Source organism: Tianweitania sp. (assembly GCF_032053605.1).
GTDB lineage: Bacteria > Pseudomonadota > Alphaproteobacteria > Rhizobiales > Rhizobiaceae > Tianweitania.
The window spans coordinates 21857-44049 of sequence record NZ_DAMBUH010000006.1; the positions used below are offsets into that span (position 1 = coordinate 21857).

The window sequence follows — 22193 nt, forward strand, 5'->3', positions numbered from 1 at the left end:
GAAACAGCGTCCCGCATTCGGGGACGCATTGAGCGTGTTCTTAACGCAGCCAAAGTTCACGGGCATCGCTCGGGTGAAAACCCAGCCGCTTGGCATGGGCACCTTCAGCTTCTCTTACCCAAACGCCAGAAGCTCCAACGTGGCCACCATCCAGCTTTGCCCTTCTCAGACCTACCTGAGTTCTGGAAAAGCCTTGAGGAGTTGGACACGATTGCAGCGGCGGCTCTTCAGCTTCTTATTCTTACAGCTGCTCGTTCCGGGGAGATACGCGGAGCAACATGGTCAGAGTTCGATGTAGACAAGAAACTCTGGGTCGTTCCTGCAGCACGCATGAAGGCGAACAAGGAACACTCCATCCCTTTGTGTGACAGCAGTATCTTGATCGTAGAACGCATGCGGGAAATCCGTCATTCGAACTTTGTTTTCCCGGGATCTCGCGAGAATACGCCTCTTTCAGACATGACGATGTCGAAGGTGCTGCACAGTCTGACGAAGGGTTACACAGTTCACGGCTTTCGCTCCACTTTCCGGGACTGGTGTGGGGAGAAGACTGACTTTTCGCGCGAACACGCCGAAGCATGCCTTGCTCACACGATAGGCAGTGCGGTGGAGCGCGCTTATCGGCGGGGCAACTCCCTCGAAGCACGCCGTCGCATCATGAATGCGTGGGAGATGTTTGTTCTGACAGCACAATCTCCTGCGGACGAGATTTCTGCCGTTGGATAACCTGCACAACCCTCTTTTCCAAACAACCTAATCACTAAGGAGCTAAAATGAACAACCTCATGACCGTGAAAGAAGTCTGCAAATCGACATCCCTGTCCCGTACGACGATCTGGCGTCTGCAGCAAAGGAACGAATTTCCCAAGGGTGTTCGGCTGAGCGCGTCACGCATTGCATTCACTGTCGGTTCCGTCGAGAAATGGATTGCATCGCGGATGCAATAGCCTTTGCAGCAAGTGCTCTGCCAAAGGCAGGAACATAGGGTGGAAGAGGGGGACCTTCCTGTATGAGGCAGCTATAGACCCTTGCGCCGATGTCGCAACTGGTTCAGGCGGGCCGCTCTGGGAGACCTCCTTGATGGGGTCTATGGGTAGTGCTATATTTTGGTCTGAGTGAGGGGAGAGCGTTCGCCCACCCCTCGTTTCCTCTTAGATGAAAAGTTGGACCCGGAGTGTCACTTGCCAGCGACTCCGGGTCTTCTTCATTTTGAGGTTGATGCTAAGCGGTATGAACCACATGCTCACCTCCAGTTTCGAGAGCAAAGCCTGTTTGCCTCAACCGGGTAGGCTCATCCTCCCGGTTGCGCCGGCTGACTCGGCCTTGCTGCTTCTGCTCTCAAACCTGCATTAACGTGCGTCAACGCTGACGCATCTATTTCCCTGCCCTCTTCAGCAAGACGTCGAGGGCTTCCGGATAGCTATAGCGGTTATCTTCGCAGAACTGAACGAAGCGATGGAGGACGGGCACCGGAACCGAATGTTCAGGTTGGCCGAAGGCTCGGCAGGCGTGCGCCGCGTCAGCTTCGTGACCGGTTCACGGATGACAAAGCCATAGCGGTCGGCAACTGCGTCGATCGCGGCATCAGGCACCGCCGGCTCATCTGCCCGGTCAGGCTTGATCTGAGCCAGCTTCCCGAAACCCAGGTTCTTCCGTTCATGCTGCTGCCTTCTCCCTAGTGAGCAAGTCGACCAGCTCGCTGGTCAACCGCAAGGCGTTGTCTCTTGCCGCGGGTAATCCGTTCACCTCGCTGTCGTCTAGCTCGGCCAGATCCCGCTGATGATAGAAGATCGCCTTGAACGCGGCTCGCTCGTTCAGGTGAGCCTGGAAGCGAGGGACGCCGGCATCGGCCAGCTGTTTGATGATCGCCTTCTCGATCCGTGTCTGGATCACAGGGGAGGTTCTCGTGAACAGGATCTTATAGGGGATCACCTTCTCGAAAGCGGCCTCTTCCTCCTGGATCAGGTGGATGGTTCGCGCCGCCAGCTCGGCGTCATTGGGGCTGGCTTGGACCGGGATGATCACCAGCTGAGACCGAGCGAGTGCTCGTGACATGAGCCGACTGGCTGTGCTTTCGAGATCCACGATGACTAACTGGAACCGCTTGCGATAGGCGTCCAGCTTCGCGGTAATCGTGCTTTCCGTGATTTCGCAATCGACGAAGACGGTGTTGTTGGACTGTCCTGCTTTCCAGCCCATGATCGGCCGGTTTGGGTCACATTCGAGAATTGCTACGCTGGCGCCTTGCTGCGCAAGGGTTGTGGCCAAGACGAGGGTTGAAGTCGACTTTCCTGCGCCACCCTGTGGGTTTGCCACGCTTATGATAGGCATAACGTGATCACCGATGAACCAAGATCCTTGACAGGATCCCATGTTCATCCAACGTCTCCAAGATCAAGCAGAAATCCAGCACTTTCGCCTGATGACCTAATTTGACATCGGGCTGCGGAAGCTTGATGCGTCGCGACATCGGCTTGCTACCGCCAAGCGATGAAGGTGGACAAAGATCACCGTGAAGGTTCCTTGTAGCGGAGGGCGACGTCGGTGGCGAAGAGCAGGATGCCAAGTGTAGCATAGGTTCGTAGAACGAGGGTCGCGGCTCCGGCTTGGGTTGGCAGGCGAACGGTGGGTCGGAGTCCGTCGACGTTGCTCCTCAATTGCTTGCGATTCACGGAGCAGATGTGGTGGGCGGGAACCCCGGCGAGCATGTCGCGGTCCTGGCACCCATGCAGCATTTGAGTCAGGTCCTGGGCGACGATCAAACCGTCGTCTGTGACTTGGACAGTCGAACTGCGGTAGCTGACTGTACACGTAGATGCGCTCCTCGCCACAGGGAGGGGGTCTGTGGCCGTTTTGTCGGGTCAAGTGGTGGTTAGTTGCGGCGCCGGGCCGGATCGGCCGCTGGCGGGCCATTTCTGGCCGAAGTGGCCCGCAGGGTTTCTGGAGGAGTTCCCAGAATGGTAGAGGCTTCGGCCTTTTACCAAAATCTATTTAGTACACTATACTCTTTCTCTCTCCTGAAGGAGAAAAAGAGAAAATATAAAACCACTAGAATTGCGTTTGAATCCGACACATTCGAGAGCGCATCAGTACACTGTACTGGCCCATCCGCTCACTGATTAGTCAACCACCTCGCCATCGGAACCCGAACCAGATCCAGATTATGTAGGCAACCCGACCCAGCTGGTTCATTGCTACCCGCCAGTTCATTGCGTGCGCCATCACCAGCCCGCGAGGGCCAGCACCACGATAGCTTTACCGGCGAGCCACAGCTTGTACCCGGCGCTTATGCCGCCTCTTGCTCGCTCAGCCGCCACAGGCGACCCCGGCTCTTGCGAGCGCACAGCTACAGCGGGTGACCATGATGTACGGCCGCAAAGATCATCGCGTCCGTCCTTCACGTTGAGGACGGCGAACTCGGACTGAGTGTGACGTCCTTCACCGAGTGCCTTCAGGATGTCGGCCTGTCCTTGGCAAAGGCTCGGAAGCCTTCGATAGTGACAACATTCACGCTTGTTCCCTTTCCAGGGGCGGGCGCAGGAAGCGGATGTGGTTTTAATTCAGGTTCAGGTTCAGGTTTGCGTATCGGGCTGACTCTTGGTTTAGGCGAATGCTGAGTACGTCGTTGATGTGGCTGGCGAGGTAGTGAACCGTGCCAGCCTCGACGAAAGTCCGGATTGTGCCCGAGTTGAGCATCAAGGTTGAGTAAAGTGCCATAACGGGTCTCCTCGCCACAGAAACAGGGTCTGTGGGGCGCTTTATGGTCTTGGTTGATGTTGGGGACTGCCTAGGGGGTTAATCGGCCGCTGGAGAGCGGTTTCTAGCCATTATTGCCAGTGGTGATTTAAAAACCATTGGCATGCCTGTATCGATGAGCAAGCAAAGGACTGAACCCGGTTCGGGAGATAACCCTATATGAGCCTCGTGCTTACCTTTGTTAACCATGCCACATCCGTCGGGTTCAGGTTCAGAGCCGCGTAGACATCGGCAGCGTTGAACCAAGTCATACCGTTCATGAGGTGGGTCCGGAGGGGAGTCTCCGCGTCAGCATGAAGGCAGAACTAGCCAATAGAGCCTCCTCGCCGCAGAGAGTGGGTCTCCGTGCATTTTGTCAGGTTGAGTGATGTGTGAACTCGGGAGGGTGCAATCGGCCGCAGGTGAGCGGTTTCTGGCCATAATTGCCAGCAAAGGGTAGGTGGGCTGAAATCAGAGGGTGATTACGTTCTCTAATCTCCTCTTAGTACACTATACTCTTTTCTCTCTCTAACGAAGAAATAGAAGAAAAAGAATACCTTTAGAAATCGAACTGAGCCCAAACATCAAGGCTCACATCAGTACACTGTACTGGTACATCCGCCCACCTACTAGCCGAGCCTGATCCAGAACTCGGTTCCTAGCCCGTAAAGCCACAAACCGGTTCATATTGGCCACCCGCCACTGCATCGGTGCAGGAACACCAGAGTGGCCAGGATCGAGCAGATCCACAGCTTTTAGCCGGCGGTCGTGCCGCTTCAGCCATCCGCAGCCGGCGATCCCGGCTCTGCGAGTCCGATGCTTGAACTGCGTCCCGCTGTGGTAGCTCACACCTTGCGATCCGAGCCAGGCAAGAGCATCACGTAACGTGAATGACCTCCTGATCGACCATCAAATTGTCCCCCGTTTCCTGAATTGTGGAACTGCGGTCTTGATTATGTACATGGATACTCGCCTTGCCACAGAGAAACGCTCTGTAGAATTTTTAGTGTGTCCCCGGTGTGGCCGGAAGGCTGAATAGCCGCCGGTGGAGTTTCGGCTGCTTCGGCCACTATGCGCTTCTGAGGCTCATGCCAGCCAACTTGGAACTCGAATGCGCCAGCATGGCAGTTAACAATTATGGCCTCTTCTCAGCCCTACCCACCCGGTTCACATCTCTAGGCATCGTTCAATGCTGGCTACGAGCACCACCCTGACCGCGTAGCCGACGAGCCAAATCTTGCAGCGTGGTCGTGGTGCTCACGGCGTTGGCGATACTCGTCCTTGCCAGCTGTAGGCTTGAACTGGGTCACGCTGGTATACCTGATACACTGCTCACCGAGCCAAGCATGTGCATCGCGAAACGTGAAGGCCATGACTGAACCCAATAGCCTGCCGCGAGCGTCGAGATAGAAAAACTCCTTCATGCGATTCTCCAAAAAAGGTTGATGATTGCTGAGGAAGTGAGAACAGCTGAGCGCAACATCGCATAACACTCCGTTATTTTCGGTCACCTCTCGATCCAAACTGACGCCCGCCAGTACAGATCTTCCTGGACAACTGAGCTTGTGAGCCGCGAGTTTGATCTGATCCACGTCAGCGAACCGCGAACCCGAACAAAAGCACGCCCGTGGTCCGATTGATAATTAACCAGCGGCGCATCGCTGAAGCCTTTACGAGCCCAGCCCCGGTGCGCCGATGATCTCGGCTCTAGTTCATGGTTCTTGATCGTCTCCGGAGCCCCACCGGGAGGCGATCACGGAACGGTCGGTCCCTGAACTAACTCTCGAATGGCCTCGAGCATCGTTTTGTTGAGATCAACAGGTTCACAGAACCTAGCCTTAACTCGGAAGATCCGAGTCCTGAAACTCGCGTTCTTCGACTTGGAAGCCGAAACCTATCGCGACACGTTGAAATACGCCCTCCACCTGTGGTGAGATGTAGGGCAAGGCTCCCATTGGGGGAGCCTTCGGGGAGGAAATCATCAGGCGGCGATCGCCAGCGGTGCGGCCACTTCACGGGTGGCATTGGTTAGCATCGCCCTGAGTGTCTCTTGCATCAGCTTCATGTCCTCGACGCTGATTTTCGAGAGGATGAACCCGGCTACCTGCATCAGGTTGTTCCGGTGGGCATCGTGCAGCACGCCGATTGCGGCATCGGCTGGCGACCGTTCCGGTCTGGCATCGGCTTCCGCCTTGGCAGCGGCTTCCTTGGCGGTTTTGGCTTCCTTGGCGGCTTCCGCCTTTGCAGCGGCTTCCGCTTCCGCTTCCTTCGCGGCTTCCGCATCGGCTTCGCGCTTTGCCAACGCTTCCGAGGGGCTCAGCATGCAGACCGCCGCATAGTCATTCTTCGAGGAGACTTCCAAGGCTCCCACGTGGCCGTTTACCGCCAGCAACACGGCGTACTTGGCTTCCGCGATGGACATGGATCGAATGTCATCCCATGACCGATTGCCCAGCACCACGTTGCGGGCATTGGATGCGACACCCCACATATTCTGGAACGTCTTGGAAGCCTTCTCACCCTTGCCGAAAACGGCTTCAATCAGCTTCTTTTTGTCGGCCGCCTTGGCTTGCGCCATGAGGATCAGGACAAGATACCGCTTCCACGCTGCCTTTTCGGCGTTGCCGCCGGCGTCGACGTCCATGTCCATGATGTGAGCGATAACCGTCGAAGCCTGATAACCGAGCGCCTTTGCGCTTTCGTTCGTCGCGTTCATCACTTTATCCTCTAGTTTCCCCCGCGGGGGAGGTTTCCGTTTCCCCCCTGGGGGAGATTTGAAGAGTAGGCTCACCTCCCCCGACAAGCCCCGAGCCACTGGCTCGCTGCCCACGTTGATCTCTCGATCACCGTGAATACAATTTATTGCCTGACACTCTCGAAGGCGAATGAAGGGTACCACCTAATTCTCTGATAAAATTGGTGTTTTGACCTTAATAGGGCCAGACAAATCCTGGGAAATTCTTCGTTTTTCGGACCGCTATCATAGGAGCCGGCGGCTGATTTCGATGCCGATCCTGTAGCGAGGGCGTAGCAGCTTCAAGAAACATTTAGTGATACGTCTAAGAAGCTCATCGTAAAAGCTTCTTAGACGCTCAGCACACGCGAGGAAGCAAGGCAGGACGTGTTCGACTACATTGAGATGTTCTATAACCCGAAGCGAAAGCACGCCCGCGACGAAATGCTGTCGCCTGTCGAATTTAAACGGCGGCAGAAAATATAACCCGAAGGTGTCCAAGAAAACCGGGACTATTCACCCTTCGGGGCGAAGGCTTGCGTGCGCGTGCCTGATGCCTTCTTGAGGTGGGATCTTGCATTTACATGGGGCTTATGGATTTCTCAGCACGCTTGAGGCGTTGAGAGGCAGCGAGGAAAGATGGCCGGCCTGATCGAAGAAATTCAGCGAGATGCGCTCGATCCGAACGTGCCCGTCGCGACCCTACTGCGAAAGGTCAAAGTGGCGGCAGTGAAGATGCAGCTCGGTGGCGTCGAAGGCTGGGTGGAGAATGAGTTGAATGGCTACAAGTCAAAGGAGGACTTGCCCGAGTACAGGCTGTTGAAAGGGAGGCCGATGGGGCTCAACCCGTACCAGGGCTGGCTACCAATCGTCTTCCACGAAGCTGAAGTGAACAAGCTGCTATCCGACTGCAGCGTCTTTGACGCTGTTCCTTCCCTGGAAACAACTACACAAAATCACGATCCACGCGACACGCTGCAGAAGCCGTTTCCGGCAGAAAACATCGCCATGCTCAACAAGATCCTTAACGAGGACATTGGCCAGATGGGCAATCATTTGGCCGTCAGCCAGCTATCGAGCATACTCTCGGCCGTTCGAAATCTCGTTCTTGATTGGTCCCTCCGGTTGGAACAAGCTGGCATTCAGGGAGAAGGTTTCACCTTCAGCGCACAAGAGAAATCTCGAGCTCAAGTGAGTCCCGTCACCTACAATATCGGTTCAATCGGCAACTTTGCCGGCAATCTCGGCGCCGGAAACACGTCCGGCGACATCACCGTCACCTCGGTCAAACAGGACACGCTGAAACGCCTTGTTCGTGAGGTGTCCGCCGGAAGCCAGCAACTCGTGGAAGCTGGCGCCAATCCCATTGCCTTGGGGCGTGCCATCGACGAACTTCGCGCCGAGAATGACAAGGCCGAACCAAACGCCGATAAGGTTCAAGGCGCACTAATTGACCTTCGGACCGCAGTGAGCGGTGCCGCAGGCAATCTTGCGGCAAGTGGCGTTCTCGCGCTCATCCACTCCATGATCAGCTGACCAGCGCAGCGCCTACCGCTACAGCGGCCAATATATCGTCAAGCGCTCCCCGCCGAGGGAGCCAGCTTGCGTGCGTCGTCACCTGCCAACATGATGCCATAGCGGACACGCGGGAGGGGATGGCGGGGCTTTGGAACTGGCTTTTCGGACATCAGTCGCATCAGCAAACGGGCACGTTCAAGCGTCCACCGGCCCAGGCTCAAGCTCAGCCGTTGCTTGCTGCATCCGCACCGGGCAAGTTCGGCAAGGACATCCCGATCGTGGTTCCCGCTACGTTTCGTAGGAAATGACCAAGGTCTGATAGTCCGTCCAGGCATCGTGCAGCGAGCGGGCCGATTCAAGTTTCTTGTCGACCCAGCGAGCGTCACGGCCTTTACCTTGAAGCTGTTGGATCACCGTCTCCGCCGGCAGGCAGCTTGGCGCGACCAGCGAAAGTCTCGGCTGCGGGTTGCAGCGCTCACAACCAAAGGTAAGCTGAAGCGGATCCCGGCCAGCGCCGTAGATGCGCGCGAGGTCAGCGGTAGGATAATAACGTGATGCATGGCAGGCGGGGCACCGCACCTGCAACAAGAAATGGTGCCGGAGCGGCTTTACCCAGCGTATCGATCGTCCGCGTCATAGGTGAACGAACTAGGAACATATTCCGGATTCGGCAAGCTAGTTTGCGAGCCGATTTTGCTTACGCGCTCTTAGGGCAGCAATGGGGTGCCTGGTGATCTTTCCACTAGGAAGTCACTTAGCTCGACCGGCATTCCACCTTTCATCAGCTTTGGAGTTTTCCCAGGCCGATAGTAGTTACCTTTCTCACCCAAATCAGTGATCTCATCGCCTAACTGCAGAACAGCGGCGCTAAAATCGCACCGATAGAAACTCGATCGATCCGCCTCCTTTAGAGTGCCGGCCTTGATACGACATTGATTAAAGAAACAATTGTGAACATCAAGATGATCTAGGTTATCGATCGCGCATTGCATGAAGGTGGTGCCGCGAAATATGAATCCGTGTAGCTCACCTTCGAAACTCCGGCCGTAAAATACTCCGCCTGAGTAACTGCAATGCTCAGCGCCAAAGACCAACTCCCAAGGGGCCTCATAATCATCGTAGCGCGCTCCCTCGTCAGCATCCTCTTCGAAATTCAATTGATCCATGACGTTATCCGATCTGACGGTGTAGGCACTGTTTAGAGCGGTAATGGCCCTTTGTACATTTTGACCGCCGTGTCCCTGTTCACCAAACTTCCTCACATATTGGAGAAGCAGGACTCGTGCTTCGTTGCCGAATGGCTCAGCAGCAGTCCGGGCCACGATACTCAAAGTGGCTATGCCAGCAGAGACTTTGACTGGGTCCGAATCGACCAGTGCGGCCACCCCATCTTGGAACAGTTTTGCAAGATTGCTCTCTTCTGTGACAGCAATCTGCCGAGCCGTGTAGATGAGTTGCCTTTCGACGCGCTTTCCCTGTGCAATGGCTTCCCGAGTTTGTAGGCTTGCAGTCCAGCTTCGCCAGATCGCTAGGGGTAAACCGACGAGCCCGAGCAGGAGCAGGCCGACATTCCGGGCCATATCTATGCGTTCGCGAACCGAAATGTCGTTTGCACTGTCTTGGAGGGTGAAAATCCAATAGACAGACCAGAGCCAAGCTAAACCGAGCACTGCTGCGAGGAGGGTTATGGCTATGCCTATCGCGTTGCTTCTATGGGAGGCGGGGTTCTGCTCTTTTTTCTGGCTGTTTGGCTGGAAGTGATCACTCATGTTCGGCCACTGCCTTAGCCAATGACGTCGATCCCTGGGGAGCGACCTTGTTGCGAATTGCGACGGCAAGCAGATCGGCTTCCTTCATCAGTTGAAACACTTCCGCGCGGATTGCTTCGAAGCGAGACAGTTCTTCAAGCGCCAAGCCCTCGAGCTTTGCGTGATCGACTATCGAAGCTGTAGCCCGCGAAACGAAGTGGTCGATGGTGGCTATTCGCGCCTCAAGATCCTGGTGTGCCCGTTCTTCAAGAAAGACTCGCCAGGATTTGCCACCTTTTCGCTCGTTACAGGTCCGACAGCAGGGAACCAGGTTGCGAATGCGATGACCGTGTCCAGAAAATTTGCCACCCACAACGCGATTGAAAAGGTGGTCCCAAGTTGCGGCCAGTGCGGGGCAGTAGATACAACTCAGCTCACCATCGGGATCTTGGCCAAGATCCAAGATGGCCGAACGAACCTCCTCCTCTGAGTAGGTATCAAAAGGCGCAAGCGCGGAGATAAACGCGTTATTGATCGTGCTTCTGCGCGATAGGATCGTACTTGGCTTCAGATATTTCTTGATCGATTCTTTGTGCATTGCCAATCTCAACCTGATCTAAAGCTTCTTACTGAGAAGATCCCGCTACGCATAGGTACAAGCCAGCTCTGCTTTGCGGGGCAAGGGTTCAATGAGCGTCAATCAACTCAGCCGATGCGGCCGCTTAGGAGAAGCGGTAAAAAATGAGCCTAGGCTTTTCGATCCTAGCAATGCTGCTGGTGGTGTTGCTGGCACTCGCCTTCTTCGGCATCACGCCGCCGGCGATCAGACCCGGTCATGCCATAATGGCCGCTTTCAACGAACGGCTTTCCCGCAGGCGCGGCGATCACAGCTGGATCTATACCTACGCCAAGGATGAAACGAGCTTGATCAATGGCGAGAGCGCCAGGGCTTTCTCATGATGCGTAAAGGTGGTGACCTCGACCTTCGGACCCAAAAGCCTTTGCCGCCCTGCCGCTCCCTGCTGACCTCTTCCTCGAAGCGCGTGGACCAGATCACCCAGCCGGCTGTGCGTGCGCGGCCATAGATCCGGTTGATCACCGTGCCTTCGGTTGAAGTCTGGATGTCGGTGCTGGTGAGCCGAGGCCCTTCACGCCTTTGGGCAGGCGTCAGGGCGGAGACCATCGCCTGATCAACAAAGGCACCGGCGATTGCGCCCACCGCGCGGCCGGCGATCAGACCGATCGGCCCAAAGGCGGCGCCGAGCGAAGCACCCGCCATGCCAATGAGAGCTGTCGCCATCAGACAGGCCTCACGGAAACTAGTAGATGTCGGCAATGCGCCGGCGCCATTCAACAGCGATCGCGCCTTCCGCAACACGGTTGGCGGCCTGATAGGCATGGATCATCAGATCCGGCGCGGTGGCGATGCCGCAATGCTTGGCAGGTAGATGCGGCCGCTAGATAGGCGACAATGAGTGCCTGCAAGCAAGAGCGATGCTCTCCCACCTAGATGGCGCTATAGCCGCAAGGGAAATGACGTTAACGAGTTACAATAGAGCTGAGCGTTCCAGGTTGACTACCTAGCGTCGAGCCGAGGTAGAGAGTCGTTGAAAGGCACGTTCCTCGCTAAGCGATGGTGCAACAGCTTTGATCTGATCTAAGGCATCAGTCAGATCATACGGGATGACAGCACCCTCAACTGACCCAACGGTCAGGTCGAGCAAATTCAACAAAGCTCTTGCCTTATCTCCGTCATCGATCAGGGCAAGCTTCTTATTTCCATTTTTGTCACCGTAGAGACCAAAATCGAGCAACGACCAGCAATCAAACGGCACTAAGAAGCGTGAGATAACCTCAACCGCTTCCGCAAAGGCTTCTCCCGATGTCGCCGGAAGATCAGCAAGAGCATTGCTGACGCCGGGTGTTGCCAGTGATCGCTCTTGTGGCCAAACCCTGAGAAGGAACGGTGCCACCGCGCAACGGAAGATGTCTCCAGCATGTTCTCGGCGGTTATCTTCTTCGCCACCAGCCTGCCCCTGGCTAGCGCCAGATTTAGAGAGTTCATTTACGAACTGCTGGATTGCGTTCGCTGCCGACGCGCGGATTTCGTCATCCAGCGTCCTCAGCATCTGCGTCACCCGTGGGAACGGGATCGCGGGTTCGCGGTCTTCCCGAAAAGCGTGAAGGGTCTCTACGACAATGCTGAACGCCAGTCGCTGCCTTGTCTCTCTGGCAAGGCGGAGATCCGTTGCTCGGTCCGCCATCTCGCTTCCGATGATCTTCAAGACTTTGGTGAAGTGCGTGCGGTGAGCAATGGCTTGCCACAACGCTAGCGACGCTCCATCGTCTTGCCTCAGGGGCGCAACTAGGTGCTTTTTCGTCCACTCCGGGTCGGCGTTTAGAAAGTATGGCAACGCTTCGATTAAGCGCTTTCGGACGATTAAGCCGCTCGTGCCAGCGGCTGCTACAACTATGTCTCTCATGCTACGTTCCACGGAGCCCTTCGTGAACGCGTGCTTTCCCCTTCTTAGTCTTGGGCATGCTGCCAGGAACACACCGACAAGCTTGCCTGCTGGCGAATTAAGGGTCTCGATATCCATCGGCTCCCGATCATCGTCGACGGAAGGAGCCCTTATTCTGAGATCCGTCTCCTTGCTCTTGGGTGCTTTATTAGTTGCGTCAACGGCAATGGGCCAGATCCGAGACCATACAGGTAGCATGAGCCGCGTTGTGACGAGCTGCTTTTCCCAAGCGCTTAGCCAAGCGCTGATGCCTTCAATAGCGGCTAAAAGGGTGCCTTTTGAGAGTTGGTTCAACAGCTTGAGGACTCTTTCTACTTCGTCCTCGGGATTCGCTGGTGCACTGCTTTTCGACTCTGGAGAGTGAGCCCAACCGAAACGGTTCCAGACCGTTGGGAATTCGTCTCCACCGTCGCCGCTAGCTTCTAAGTCGCTCAGGATTAGGGCGGCCTTTCCTGGCTCACGCAACCAATCGTTTGCCCGCTCGGCAGGGTCGTCGTCCCAGCCGCCACGTCTTGTTTGGAGAGCAGTCTCAAGCGCCCGTAGTCGAGACGTCCCCTCAATCGTGTTGAATTTATCATCCGGGCTTCGGGGTGCCGACCGGACACTAACCGTCTCAAGGAAGCCTTCGTCTATAGTCACCACATCAAGATCGTCGAATTGCTTACCTTGAGCGTCGACCCACGACTTCAAACGTCCTGTCAGATGCCCGCCGGCACATTCTATCCGTTTGAACTCACGAATAGACCAATACAGGAGTGCTTCCTTCAGTTTGGACGGGTCTGATTCCTTTGGCCAGTGATTTCGCGGAGGGCCCTTCCGGATACGATTAGCAATGTCCTCCTGTGTCTTTTCAGAAAGATCATTGAAACGGGCCGCTCTAAGTTCAGCTACCTCAGGATAGATGTGCAAGTCCCAGAATTGACGAGAGTTAAGTTCCAAGATGAAGGAACTGACATCGTCGGGTGTTACTAGTTTAGCATTCCGCGCCATTGCGGCCCAGAGTCGGAGATGCACCGGAGTGTCAACCCACCGCCAACTTCGTACGAAGAGCCTCGCGCCGTTCAGGTCAAGATCCGCCATGCGAGACACAACTGCGTACAGAAGCTTCACTGACGGCGCGATTCCACGGTGGAAGAGGTCCGGATCCCTATTTTCACCGTCCTGTGAAGCATGCGAAACATAGTACACCCTCCGCAGATCACCGAGCCTCCATAAACCTCCCTGTCCGTCCCACCCAATACGGGAAGCGATATCTAATCCCTGCAGGATGACCGCCTCCAAAGACCGCGCCAACGACTTAAGGAGATGGAGGTCGTCCACTTTATCTAGGTCAAGTTTGTCTGGGGATATCAAGTCTCCGCTTGTCAGGCTTACCGCAATCAGATCACCGAAGAATTTTGGGCGTCGGGGCTTTTTAGTAAAAGTCCAACGCCATTTCTCTATAGGTTCAACCTTCAGGCGCGGGGCCACGAGGCTGACCAAAGCGGCAACAACGGCACCGGAATTATCGCCGCCGCGAAGTCGACGGTTCACGGCGTGAATAGTGGTTCCATCATCCTCTCGGAACTCGCTGGCGGACCAACTCTCTTCGACTAGACGCCACGTACTTGCCCAAGGTTCCTCCAAACCCACTGCGACGGGACCGCTTAGAAGCTCTTCAAGCGCCAATTTTGCAATACGTTGCTTCCGGCCCTCTGTTAGAGCCCACGTAACAGTTTTTTCTTCTTGCAAACGCTTACGAAGAAACTCAATGGCCGCTCGAAAGGCGTCTTTATCTTGAGGTTCAAGGTAGCCCCACGCCGGGATCATCATTTGCGTCCTCGTTCCCGCTCAGCGCCAATCTCAAGAATAGCTGTAAGCCAATCGATGTCCGCTCTCGCATCAGATATCAAACTGGCCAGCCTTGCCCGTTCACTTGAATTGCTTCTGCGAAAAAGATGATCGAATAAGTCCCGGTCAGCTTCTAGAGCTGTCGCCCGCGAAGCTTTGACAATCCGGCGAAGCTCTTTGTCAATTTTCTCCTTCTTACCGTTCACGGCTGAGAGTTCGGCCCAACGATTTAAGGTTTCCAGCAACGATATGTGTTTGCCGTTGGAGTCATAAGAAACTGGCGTGATGCCGCGCGCTTTCCAGTCTTCTAAAGAGACAGGATCCGGCACATCTGAGCCGAAGAAGATGTAGCGTTCTCTCAGATCGTCGAAGCGGCTGCCATCTGCAGCAACTGCGTTCAACAAGTAACGCATCGGTGGGTCATTGAGGCTGTACCCAACCAGAACGAGATGAAATAGTCTTGCCGCATCGTAGATGAAATCTGGCACGACGCGTCGACGCATGTAAAATTCGCCGAAATCTTGGTCAGAGAGAACCAATTCGGACATCTGCAATGAATTTTTTTCGAGCGCGCCGTGTATGTGGAGCACACCTGTAAAATCTGAATGCCTCGAAGGTCGTGGGATTGAACCCAGTGCATACGTTGGAACAGGAGATCGGAGCCGCTGCGCAGCTAGCTCAAGGAGCAGATCAAAGTTCGTGGTCACGATAGTAGTGGACCCACCTCGGTCAGCTAGCCGCATTAAAGCTCGATGGATTGGGGCTGGTTTGCTCGTTTTGGAATGAAGCCGCGAGGCAACTTCACGCCTTACTTGGCTATCGCCACGCGTGCGGTCATCGAGACGCCGTTCGAGCATTCCCAAGACGACGTCGTATTCACCATTGATAAATCGCTGTACTTCAGCTGTCTGACGGCCGGTCAACCCACTACAATCAACTTGACTGTGTTTCTGTACACCAGATGGCAGCGTGGAAAGAACCGCATGAACACCAGCGTCCAGCTGAGAATAAACATCAATCACCAGTTTGCGAAAATCAGGAAGGCCAGCTGGGAGAGATATTCCTGCTCCGCAGATGAATAGCACCTCGCCCCGAGCATGAGCCAACAGAAGACGTTCGGGGATAGCGGCCAAGCCGCTACCCAGAGAAATCACACGATCTTCAATACCTGGACCCAAGACACAACCTACATACTCCGCCACAAAGAAGGCTCTTATAAAGCCCTTTTTATTATAGGGGCACGTAGTTCTAGAACGTTCCTATGTCCTTAACAACATTTCCTGCTGAATCGCCGACGTCGTCTCGACAGCCGCTTCAACTCTGGGTCCCTAACCCCACCAGACCTGCATTGAACCCTAACCCCGCATCGAGCCCCACCCGCATCTCAACCGCCTTGCCTCGTACGAACTTGATCACCATCCGCTCGATCGGCGCATCCGCCGACATCGTCCAGCCATACCGCGCCAGATCCCGCTCGGAGACCGACTGCACATAACAGCGGCAGTTGAAGCCGTTGGGCGGCTAATGTGTGTCCCACCACGGATGATCAACAGGCAGGATCACACCATGCCACTCGGCATGCTCATGACGGGATCCAGGCTGCGTCAGGTCCGGATCGACATGAACGTAACGCAGATAGAGCCGCACCCGTTTCAGCCGCTGAATTTGCTGCCACCAACCCGCCGCATAGGCTTGTGCTGTCATAGCCCGGAAGGTCAGCTTAGCGCGCCACGCGGTATCGAATCATCGCCGGCCAACCAGCCGTACCGCTCAGTCGCTGCCGTGAACCCTTCAGGAAGGCGTCGAAAGTCGCTCTTTCCTTCACCGACTTGAGAGCATCCCCAAGGTCGCCGCCGGACCGGCTTGCTGCAACCCGGCATCCGCGACGATCTCGTCGGCAGCCAGCCCGGCCTCCGTCTTCACCTGGTGCAACGACGGCCGTGCCGCCGGCTTTGGTGCTGTGGCAAGTGTTTTGTGCGGCACATTGCGGCGTCAAAACCTCGGCGCCGCGCCCGGATCCGACAGGCGGAACTTATCCCGGATCTCGGATGCCTGAACGCGCAGGCCAAGCGGCACAAGAACGCCGAGCGACCTGGTGAGTTGGTAGAGATCCTCTTCATCCGGCCGCACGATCTTCAGACGCGGATATTGCTTTTGCGGTCCATGTTCCAAGTCGATCCAGACACGCACCAGATCACGGTTCAGGACACTGGCCAAGGCTTTCGCATCGGCGCGCTGGATGTCCTCTTGGACCTTGCGATGCTCCTTGCTGACTGCCTGACCGCCTGAAATCGCATCGGTGGTCCTGGTCTGGCCGAGCACCGCTTTGGAAACCTGCCGATCCAACCAGTCGACACGCTTGTCATAAAGTTCTGACGAGGCGCCGATCGACTTCGACTCGATGAATTCGATTGCCATGCCATCCGGAATGATGGCGGCACAATCGCCGGCGATGAGCCTTGCCTCGGTACGCAGAACAGTTCCTCGTCAGCACCCTCCGCATAGAAGTCGACAATGTCCTGGCGCCAGGCAGCTTCGGTCGCCGGCGACCAAACGTGGCCGATGACCAGGCAGATGCGCTGGTAAAGCCCATCGAGCAGCGCCTGGTCGAAGTCGATCCGCTTGTGCTTGCCTTTGCGCCGCTCGCCAAGGATACCGTGTTTGATGCATTGAGCTCTAACAGCTCCTTGTTGCTCCAATCCCAGCCCCTTAAGCGTGCGTTTTGAAGCGACGATCCTTCCCACCCTGGGCGGATTGGGAGTGGGACCCTGGTAGTTATCACTCAACTGCCTGCCCTCGCACGCCATTGTTCGGTGGAACGCTACCGGGCCGCTCTGGGATCGCGCAAGTCGGGAAGCGGCTTATGGTACCGCGGAGTGCAGCCGCATCAGATCATCTCCGATTGCCTGCACTGCCGGCTTCGCATATCGTCGAAAGCCATCTGCATCGTTGAGGCCATCACTGCCGTGACAGCAACTCTGCCGTTCAGCGAAGTCGTCGACGTGGATCGGCTTGCTGGGCTATTCAGAAACGCGACCCAGTCCTACAAATTCCTCTTCTTCAAAGCCATCCTGGCTGCGGTCCACCGATCGAAGCAGCCAGTCATCGCCTTCGACGACTTGCTCGCCGACATGATCATGGGAGCCTGGTGGCCGATCGCCGTGTCCCGGCTGACAATAGGTAACGCCGCAGGCAACGATCTGCTCACGGCCTTGGTCGGCGCCATCGGCACGGCTGAGCGGATCAGACTGGATCGTTCCGAAGCGCTCATCGTTAGCCGGGCCGCTTTGAAATCGGGGCGGAAGGATACGCCCCTGCGGTATGTGCCCGAACGCCTGCTCGAGCCTTGGACCGGCGGATCGACAGAGCCTATATATGCGATCGCACGTGAAACGGTCGTGCTCGGGGACGATTGGCTGAAGTACTTCACCGCTAACCTGCCGGTCGTCCAGGGCTGGGTTGACAACGTCTGGTGCAGCTGGGTCCAGGCCCGAAACCCAAACGTACCTGTCACCTTGGAAAAGCTTTCGGCGATAAATGTCAGGCGTTCACTGAGCAGACAGCGCGCGTTCTTTGTTCGCGGCATCGAACAGGAGCGCCTCAGGTGTATTTATACAGACGCGCCTTTCGGGACCAATTTTCACGTCGATCACTTTTTGCCACGCAGCTTCGTCGCGCATGACCGGATCTGGAATCTCGTCCCCGTGGCGATGAACCTTAATACGTCGAAAGGCGCTCGCATCCCGGATCAAATCTTCGTTGGCGCGCTGGCGCAATTTCACGCCATGTCGTTGAGGGCCGCTTTGGCCAATGGCGAGGATGGCCCATTGGTCGAACAATACTGCCTCGACCTAAGACTTGCACCAGAGCACCTGGTTGCCCCCGACGCATTGCACGAAGCCTACGTGTCGGTGGTGCCGGCAATGATGTCAATTGCCGCGCGCATGGGTTTCCCGGCCGGTTGGCGTCCGTGACCCCCTGATTGTCTTGTGAGTGCACAATCAAGTGCGATTGGGTACTTTCCACCCGATGGCACATCGAAGAAGGGTCCTGCCCTATAGCACCCGAAACGATGTAAAAGACGAAACTTCCACAGAGAATTAACCGTTTCGTTCAAGGCCACCGGCAGATAGTCGTCCGCTTGTTCTCAGAAGTCACCTTCGTGACCGGCTGCATCTTACAAACTCGGCGAGGCACCTGTTGAGCCGAGGAAGAACCTTCGACGAAGGCAAGGCTGTCCGGACTGAAGACGAAAAGGTTTTGACCACCGGCGACAGAACTGTGAAACGTCATAACCAATGCGACCGTGTGAACGTAGCTCCGTCCGCTGGCACATGGGCAACGACGCGCAAACCGGCTTCGCGACGAGCATAGCCTGTCGACTTCATCGAGACGCGTTCTTGCCGGGGCTCGCGAACCGTCTCAGCGCCGGGAAGTTGTCGGTCGCCGTGTCCCCGATCAAGCCGCTCACCCAGTCGAACTGTGACTGGCGAACATGCATGCGCGCTTCCTTGAGCGCCGACCGGATTCCAAGCGCCAACCTGTCGCGACCGATGCTGCGTTCGACCTCGGCATGCGCCAGCAGATCGATGGTCGTCGCGCTCCTAACCTGTGCAAACCTTGCCGTCAGCAGCTTCGTCGCCTTTTTCTCGTCGATTACTGCGCAGCCAGGACGCGTGCTGGCGAGCGCGATGGTTGCGGCTTCGCCATCGCCCAGCGAGGCCGAGGCGCTGCCGCTCACCAGCTCTATGAAAACCGGAAGGCTCGGCCCTTCCAGTACCAAGACCTCCACGCCACCAATCTTGAGGAGGTCGCGGCAGCGGCTTGCGGCCCCATGACCCCGTTCTTCACCATTCTCGACCTCTCGGACGACGGCTTCGGGCAGAACGACCCGTCTGCTCAACGCGGCGATGACATCAAGAGCACAGCCGGTGGCCAGGAGATTGATAACGACGCTGGCGTCAAGGACGAGAAGCCCATCTTCCTCAGTGAGGCAGCTTGAATAGATCATCTGCTTCGTCCTGATCGGCCTCGGCTTCCGCCAGCAGCCCACGCACTTCCTGTCGATCCAGCTTGAGCACCTCTGCCAGCTGCCCTTCACTCAAAAGGTCCTGCTTCCAAGCCTCAATGCCCAAGAGGAAGATGCGAGACGACAGTGGCTTGTTGGAACTGCGCGGGACCGCGTCGGCGATGTCGCCCAACACTTCTCGGGCCTGCTCATCGGTAATGCTGCCGTTGTCGGCGAACCAGTCCCACGTGCCTTTCCTCGTGAGATCCAGTTCCTCAAGACGCATCACCAGAGCCTGGCGCGAGGAGCCAAAATAATGAGCGAGCAGGATGACGTGTCTGCGCGTCAGGTGCGTCGATCCCGCGGTCACTTCCTTAAACTTCTCCATCACGGCTCGCGCTGGCATGAGGAACGAGCGTGCAAAGGCATTTGCGTAGCGCTCGTCGCGGGAGTTCTCGTGCTTGGTGTCCTGATAGACTTCCGGGCTGCGCCTCGTCGCGGTGAAATGGCCGAGCTCATGCGCCCCCGTCAGCCTTCTGCGATCGCGCCGATGCCCAGCGTTGATCAACATGCACGCGCCGACGTTGTCGTCATAGGCGAAGAGCCCCGAAACCATCGCATCGAGGGACCGGGCATAGACCCTGATCCCGAGTTGCAATTCCATGAGCGCGAAGACGTCGTGCACGGGGCTGTCCCAAGCCGAGCCAGTGGCGAAGCCCAAGCGCATCCTGCTCGGCCTGCAAACGAACGTCGCCCCTGAGGATGGTCTTCTCGGCCGGATAGTTCCGGGCGCGCTCCACGCCCAGCAGGTTCTCGAGCTCAACCTCGGCTCTGACCAGGTCGCTGAGGGTTCTTGCAGCTTGATCGATCCCTTTCTCATTGGTCTCGGGCAACGACCGGAAACGGGGGACCAGATCGACGTGAACGGCTTCGCGGCGCAGCAGCGAATTCACCGAGATGTTGTAGGCGCGGGCCAGAGCCTGAATCTCCTCCAGCCGGACCTCGCGCGCGCCTTTTTCAACGGCGACTAAGGTCGTTCGGCCGACGCCGCCGGCGCTGGCGGCGGCTTCCTGCGTGATGCCTGCGCTCTCGCGTGCGATGCGCAATCGCTCCCCCAATTCGATGGGGCCGATGGGAAGGTTCGCGAAACTCATGATCGATCTGTCCAGGAATTGACGAACGAGCTGTCTCCGAGGCTCTCGGAAAAGCTCGTCCATTCCTTGTTATGTTGTTTGATGAGGGCCCTGAGACCATCCGCGGCTTCTGCTACAGCAATTCCCGTGGCTCGTGAAACCTCTCCTTGCGCGCGACGCACAATCAATTCGCCTTCTGCCGAACCATCGAGCGCCGCGAAGTCATCAAGATGCAGGGCGCCCGCGAGCGCATATTCGCGCAACGAATTACGGTTTCTTCCGCCAAAACTTCCCGCCGCGCCACTCGTGAAATCGGAGACGCCGAGGTCTTCCCAAACGTAGATGTCCCGCGCTTCTGTCAATCCGGCCGCGTGCACGCTCATGCGTCTGAGCATGCAGGCAGCACAGATCCCGCACTGGCGCCAGACATGAGCGACAGACACTTGGCGTGCCTGTTGCCAACACGAGCGGGTATCCTGCCACGCCGCTCGATCACCATGCAGATCGACGTATTTGCGAAGCGTCTGTGCCTTGGTGTGCCACAGCCTGGGGAATCGATATGTTACTTCATGACCGAAGATCGCGCCGATGAGCTTGGCTATCTTGGTGGTGAAGACAGGGTGGTTGCGATAATCGGGATGGCCCTGACCCACGGGGATCATGACCGGCGCCAGAGCGCCTTGCCCGCTTTCGGGAACGATGACTTCGGGCGCATCAACGAGGAATGCTGCTACGCCAGCAACGAGGCCGAACTTGAAGCCACGGCTCCGTGCGCTAGTCTCCCCGTTGTTCGCGTGCAAGAGAACCCGATACGGTATCCGTGCGAACGGGCGCTTCCGGTGATCGTTGCCGCGGATGTCGGACAACTTCTTCCCCACCCGAACGCGTACCAACCGATCCCCCAGCTGACGCTCTTCGATTCCAGCGACGGCGCGGGAATCCATGCCGTCGCTATAGGCAATGACAGAACCGACGTCGCGTGGGAATTCCATGCGAGTCTGCTGAACCGATTGAGTAGCCGGCGCGCGTTCAACGAATTCGAAAGACCATGCATCACCTGTGACCAGCTCTAAGGCCGAGATCAGCGACTGGCTCACGCCACGCGAATTCCAAAGGGCTGGCGAGTGAACCGGGACGCGCACCTTGAACGATCGACCCCAAGCATGCGCATGGCGCGTTAACTTTCTATCGCAGAACTCGACCGCGGCCGCGACAAGCAAGGCATCGTAGACATCGGGGCGCCAATTCCGCGATGCGAACGATTCGAGGGCGCTCGTGTCGAAACGAACATGCGTTTCGATTTCGCAGGGCGTACGACCTCGACGGACTGCAGTGCCTGGCTGCACCACGTCGACGTCTAGGCTTCGCAAGGTCAAAGCCGGCGTCAGGTCGTTCATGACAGCCGTACTCCTTCATCCATCCCCACGCTCTTCCGCGGCGCCTTGGCACGTTCGCCGTCGTCCGAGAAGGATCGCCCGATTTCCTGAGAGTTCAGGCTGTTGATCGCGCTACCTATCCTCGCAGCGACGCCGTCGGAACGTCGCGTACCCGACTTGCGCAGGTAATGCTCCTGCACTTGCTTCTGGCCCGCATAACCGCGCTCCTTGACCGCGCAACCGACAGCCTCGTGAAATCTGTCGCGCCCGAACGAGCCTTCAAGCACGAACTCCTCGCACCAGCGGACAGCAGCCAAACCGAACACCGATCCAGCAGCCATATGCTTCGCATCCTCAATTGCCTGACTGGCGACGTCGATCATCTTCAGCGAATTCCCGACTCCATCGAAGATGTCTCGTAGCGCGCGCAGCAAGGGTCCGGACACTTCGTTCGCGAAGTCCCGGGCGAGTGCGTAAACCGCTGCGTCCCTCACCTCTTCTTCGGCATAAGTCGTGGCATCGCCCTTGCGGGCAAATTCCTTCCACGCTCTGGGCATCAGCAGGCTTCGATGGGGGCCGTCGCTCATTT

Annotated in this window: 20 protein-coding genes and 1 pseudogene; 7 read left to right on the forward strand and 14 right to left on the reverse strand. The window is 56.9% G+C overall.

Annotated features, from left to right (window positions below; all coding sequences use genetic code 11):
• Together RTX98_RS02945 and RTX98_RS02950 are read left to right on the forward strand one after the other, a co-directional pair.
• Positions 1 to 726 (forward strand): site-specific integrase (locus RTX98_RS02945; RefSeq protein WP_312794454.1); only part of this gene is annotated, 726 nt, incomplete at its 5' end.
• 59 nt (positions 727 to 785) lie between these two features.
• Entirely contained in the window at positions 786 to 947 is a 162-nt protein-coding gene (locus RTX98_RS02950) for a helix-turn-helix transcriptional regulator (protein WP_312794521.1), read from the forward strand.
• A 709-nt stretch (positions 948 to 1656) separates the two neighbouring features.
• Here RTX98_RS02950 and RTX98_RS02955 read toward each other — a convergent pair.
• The 3 genes from RTX98_RS02955 to RTX98_RS02965 form a co-directional block, all read right to left on the reverse strand.
• The gene (locus RTX98_RS02955) at positions 1657 to 2379 is read right to left on the reverse strand and encodes a ParA family protein (RefSeq protein ID WP_312794455.1); all 723 of its coding nucleotides are present in this window, start codon (positions 2377 to 2379) and stop codon (positions 1657 to 1659) included.
• A gap of 1176 nt (positions 2380 to 3555) precedes the next feature.
• Positions 3556 to 3717 carry a hypothetical protein gene (locus tag RTX98_RS02960; RefSeq protein WP_312794456.1) on the reverse strand — a complete coding sequence of 54 codons (162 nt, stop codon included), beginning with the start codon at positions 3715 to 3717 and terminating at the stop codon, positions 3556 to 3558.
• A 1999-nt stretch (positions 3718 to 5716) separates the two neighbouring features.
• Positions 5717 to 6565 (reverse strand): hypothetical protein, encoded by an 849-nt coding sequence (locus RTX98_RS02965; RefSeq protein ID WP_312794457.1) that lies wholly within the window; start codon positions 6563 to 6565, stop codon positions 5717 to 5719.
• A gap of 264 nt (positions 6566 to 6829) precedes the next feature.
• Between RTX98_RS02965 and RTX98_RS02970 the strand changes: the two are divergent.
• Positions 6830 to 6955, forward strand: a pseudogene (locus RTX98_RS02970) (IS3 family transposase); the annotation flags it as partial.
• A 153-nt stretch (positions 6956 to 7108) separates the two neighbouring features.
• Positions 7109 to 8005 carry a hypothetical protein gene (locus RTX98_RS02975; protein WP_312794459.1) on the forward strand — a complete coding sequence of 299 codons (897 nt, stop codon included), beginning with the start codon at positions 7109 to 7111 and terminating at the stop codon, positions 8003 to 8005.
• Positions 8006 to 8694: 689 nt separating this feature from the next.
• Here the strand turns inward: RTX98_RS02975 and RTX98_RS02980 are convergent.
• Entirely contained in the window at positions 8695 to 9756 is a 1062-nt protein-coding gene (locus RTX98_RS02980; protein WP_312794461.1) for a hypothetical protein, read from the reverse strand.
• A complete protein-coding gene (locus tag RTX98_RS02985; protein ID WP_312794462.1) occupies positions 9749 to 10333 on the reverse strand; it encodes a hypothetical protein in 585 nt (194 codons plus the stop codon). The genes RTX98_RS02980 and RTX98_RS02985 overlap by 8 nt, the downstream gene beginning before the upstream one ends.
• Positions 10334 to 10476: 143 nt before the next feature.
• Here RTX98_RS02985 and RTX98_RS02990 point away from each other — a divergent pair, with 143 nt between their 5' ends.
• Positions 10477 to 10695: a hypothetical protein gene (locus RTX98_RS02990; RefSeq protein WP_312794463.1), complete on the forward strand. Its 219-nt coding sequence runs from the start codon at positions 10477 to 10479 to the stop codon at positions 10693 to 10695.
• Here the strand turns inward: RTX98_RS02990 and RTX98_RS02995 are convergent.
• From RTX98_RS02995 to RTX98_RS03010, 4 genes are all read right to left on the reverse strand, one after another.
• Positions 10664 to 11035 (reverse strand): hypothetical protein, encoded by a 372-nt coding sequence (locus RTX98_RS02995; RefSeq protein WP_312794464.1) that lies wholly within the window; start codon positions 11033 to 11035, stop codon positions 10664 to 10666. The two genes, RTX98_RS02990 and RTX98_RS02995, sit on opposite strands and share 32 nt — an antisense overlap.
• A gap of 280 nt (positions 11036 to 11315) precedes the next feature.
• Positions 11316 to 14069, reverse strand: a complete 2754-nt coding sequence (locus tag RTX98_RS03000) for a hypothetical protein (protein WP_312794465.1) — start codon at positions 14067 to 14069, stop codon at positions 11316 to 11318.
• Positions 14066 to 15289, reverse strand: coding sequence for an SIR2 family protein (locus RTX98_RS03005; RefSeq protein WP_312794466.1), 1224 nt, complete (start codon positions 15287 to 15289; stop codon positions 14066 to 14068). Before RTX98_RS03005 ends, RTX98_RS03000 begins: the two co-directional genes overlap by 4 nt.
• Before the next feature lie 790 nt (positions 15290 to 16079).
• Positions 16080 to 16505 (reverse strand): phage portal protein family protein, encoded by a 426-nt coding sequence (locus tag RTX98_RS03010; RefSeq protein WP_312794467.1) that lies wholly within the window; start codon positions 16503 to 16505, stop codon positions 16080 to 16082.
• 137 nt (positions 16506 to 16642) lie between these two features.
• Here RTX98_RS03010 and RTX98_RS03015 point away from each other — a divergent pair, with 137 nt between their 5' ends.
• Together RTX98_RS03015 and RTX98_RS03020 are read left to right on the forward strand one after the other, a co-directional pair.
• Positions 16643 to 16813, forward strand: a complete 171-nt coding sequence (locus tag RTX98_RS03015) for a hypothetical protein (RefSeq protein ID WP_312794468.1) — start codon at positions 16643 to 16645, stop codon at positions 16811 to 16813.
• 150 nt (positions 16814 to 16963) lie between these two features.
• Entirely contained in the window at positions 16964 to 18061 is a 1098-nt protein-coding gene (locus RTX98_RS03020; protein ID WP_312794469.1) for an HNH endonuclease domain-containing protein, read from the forward strand.
• 410 nt (positions 18062 to 18471) lie between these two features.
• Here the strand turns inward: RTX98_RS03020 and RTX98_RS03025 are convergent, their stop codons facing one another.
• From RTX98_RS03025 to RTX98_RS03045, 5 genes are read right to left on the reverse strand one after another with little or no spacing between them, the layout of a single operon-like run.
• Positions 18472 to 19098 carry a hypothetical protein gene (locus tag RTX98_RS03025; protein WP_312794470.1) on the reverse strand — a complete coding sequence of 209 codons (627 nt, stop codon included), beginning with the start codon at positions 19096 to 19098 and terminating at the stop codon, positions 18472 to 18474.
• Positions 19073 to 19780, reverse strand: coding sequence for an ImmA/IrrE family metallo-endopeptidase (locus tag RTX98_RS03030; protein WP_312794471.1), 708 nt, complete (start codon positions 19778 to 19780; stop codon positions 19073 to 19075). The genes RTX98_RS03025 and RTX98_RS03030 overlap by 26 nt, the downstream gene beginning before the upstream one ends.
• Positions 19686 to 20249 carry a helix-turn-helix transcriptional regulator gene (locus tag RTX98_RS03035; RefSeq protein ID WP_312794472.1) on the reverse strand — a complete coding sequence of 188 codons (564 nt, stop codon included), beginning with the start codon at positions 20247 to 20249 and terminating at the stop codon, positions 19686 to 19688. The genes RTX98_RS03030 and RTX98_RS03035 overlap by 95 nt, the downstream gene beginning before the upstream one ends.
• Positions 20246 to 21625: a 7-cyano-7-deazaguanine synthase gene (locus RTX98_RS03040; RefSeq protein WP_312794473.1), complete on the reverse strand. Its 1380-nt coding sequence runs from the start codon at positions 21623 to 21625 to the stop codon at positions 20246 to 20248. The genes RTX98_RS03035 and RTX98_RS03040 overlap by 4 nt, the downstream gene beginning before the upstream one ends.
• Entirely contained in the window at positions 21622 to 22191 is a 570-nt protein-coding gene (locus RTX98_RS03045; protein ID WP_312794474.1) for a hypothetical protein, read from the reverse strand. Before RTX98_RS03045 ends, RTX98_RS03040 begins: the two co-directional genes overlap by 4 nt.
• Positions 22192 to 22193: the final 2 nt, after the last annotated feature.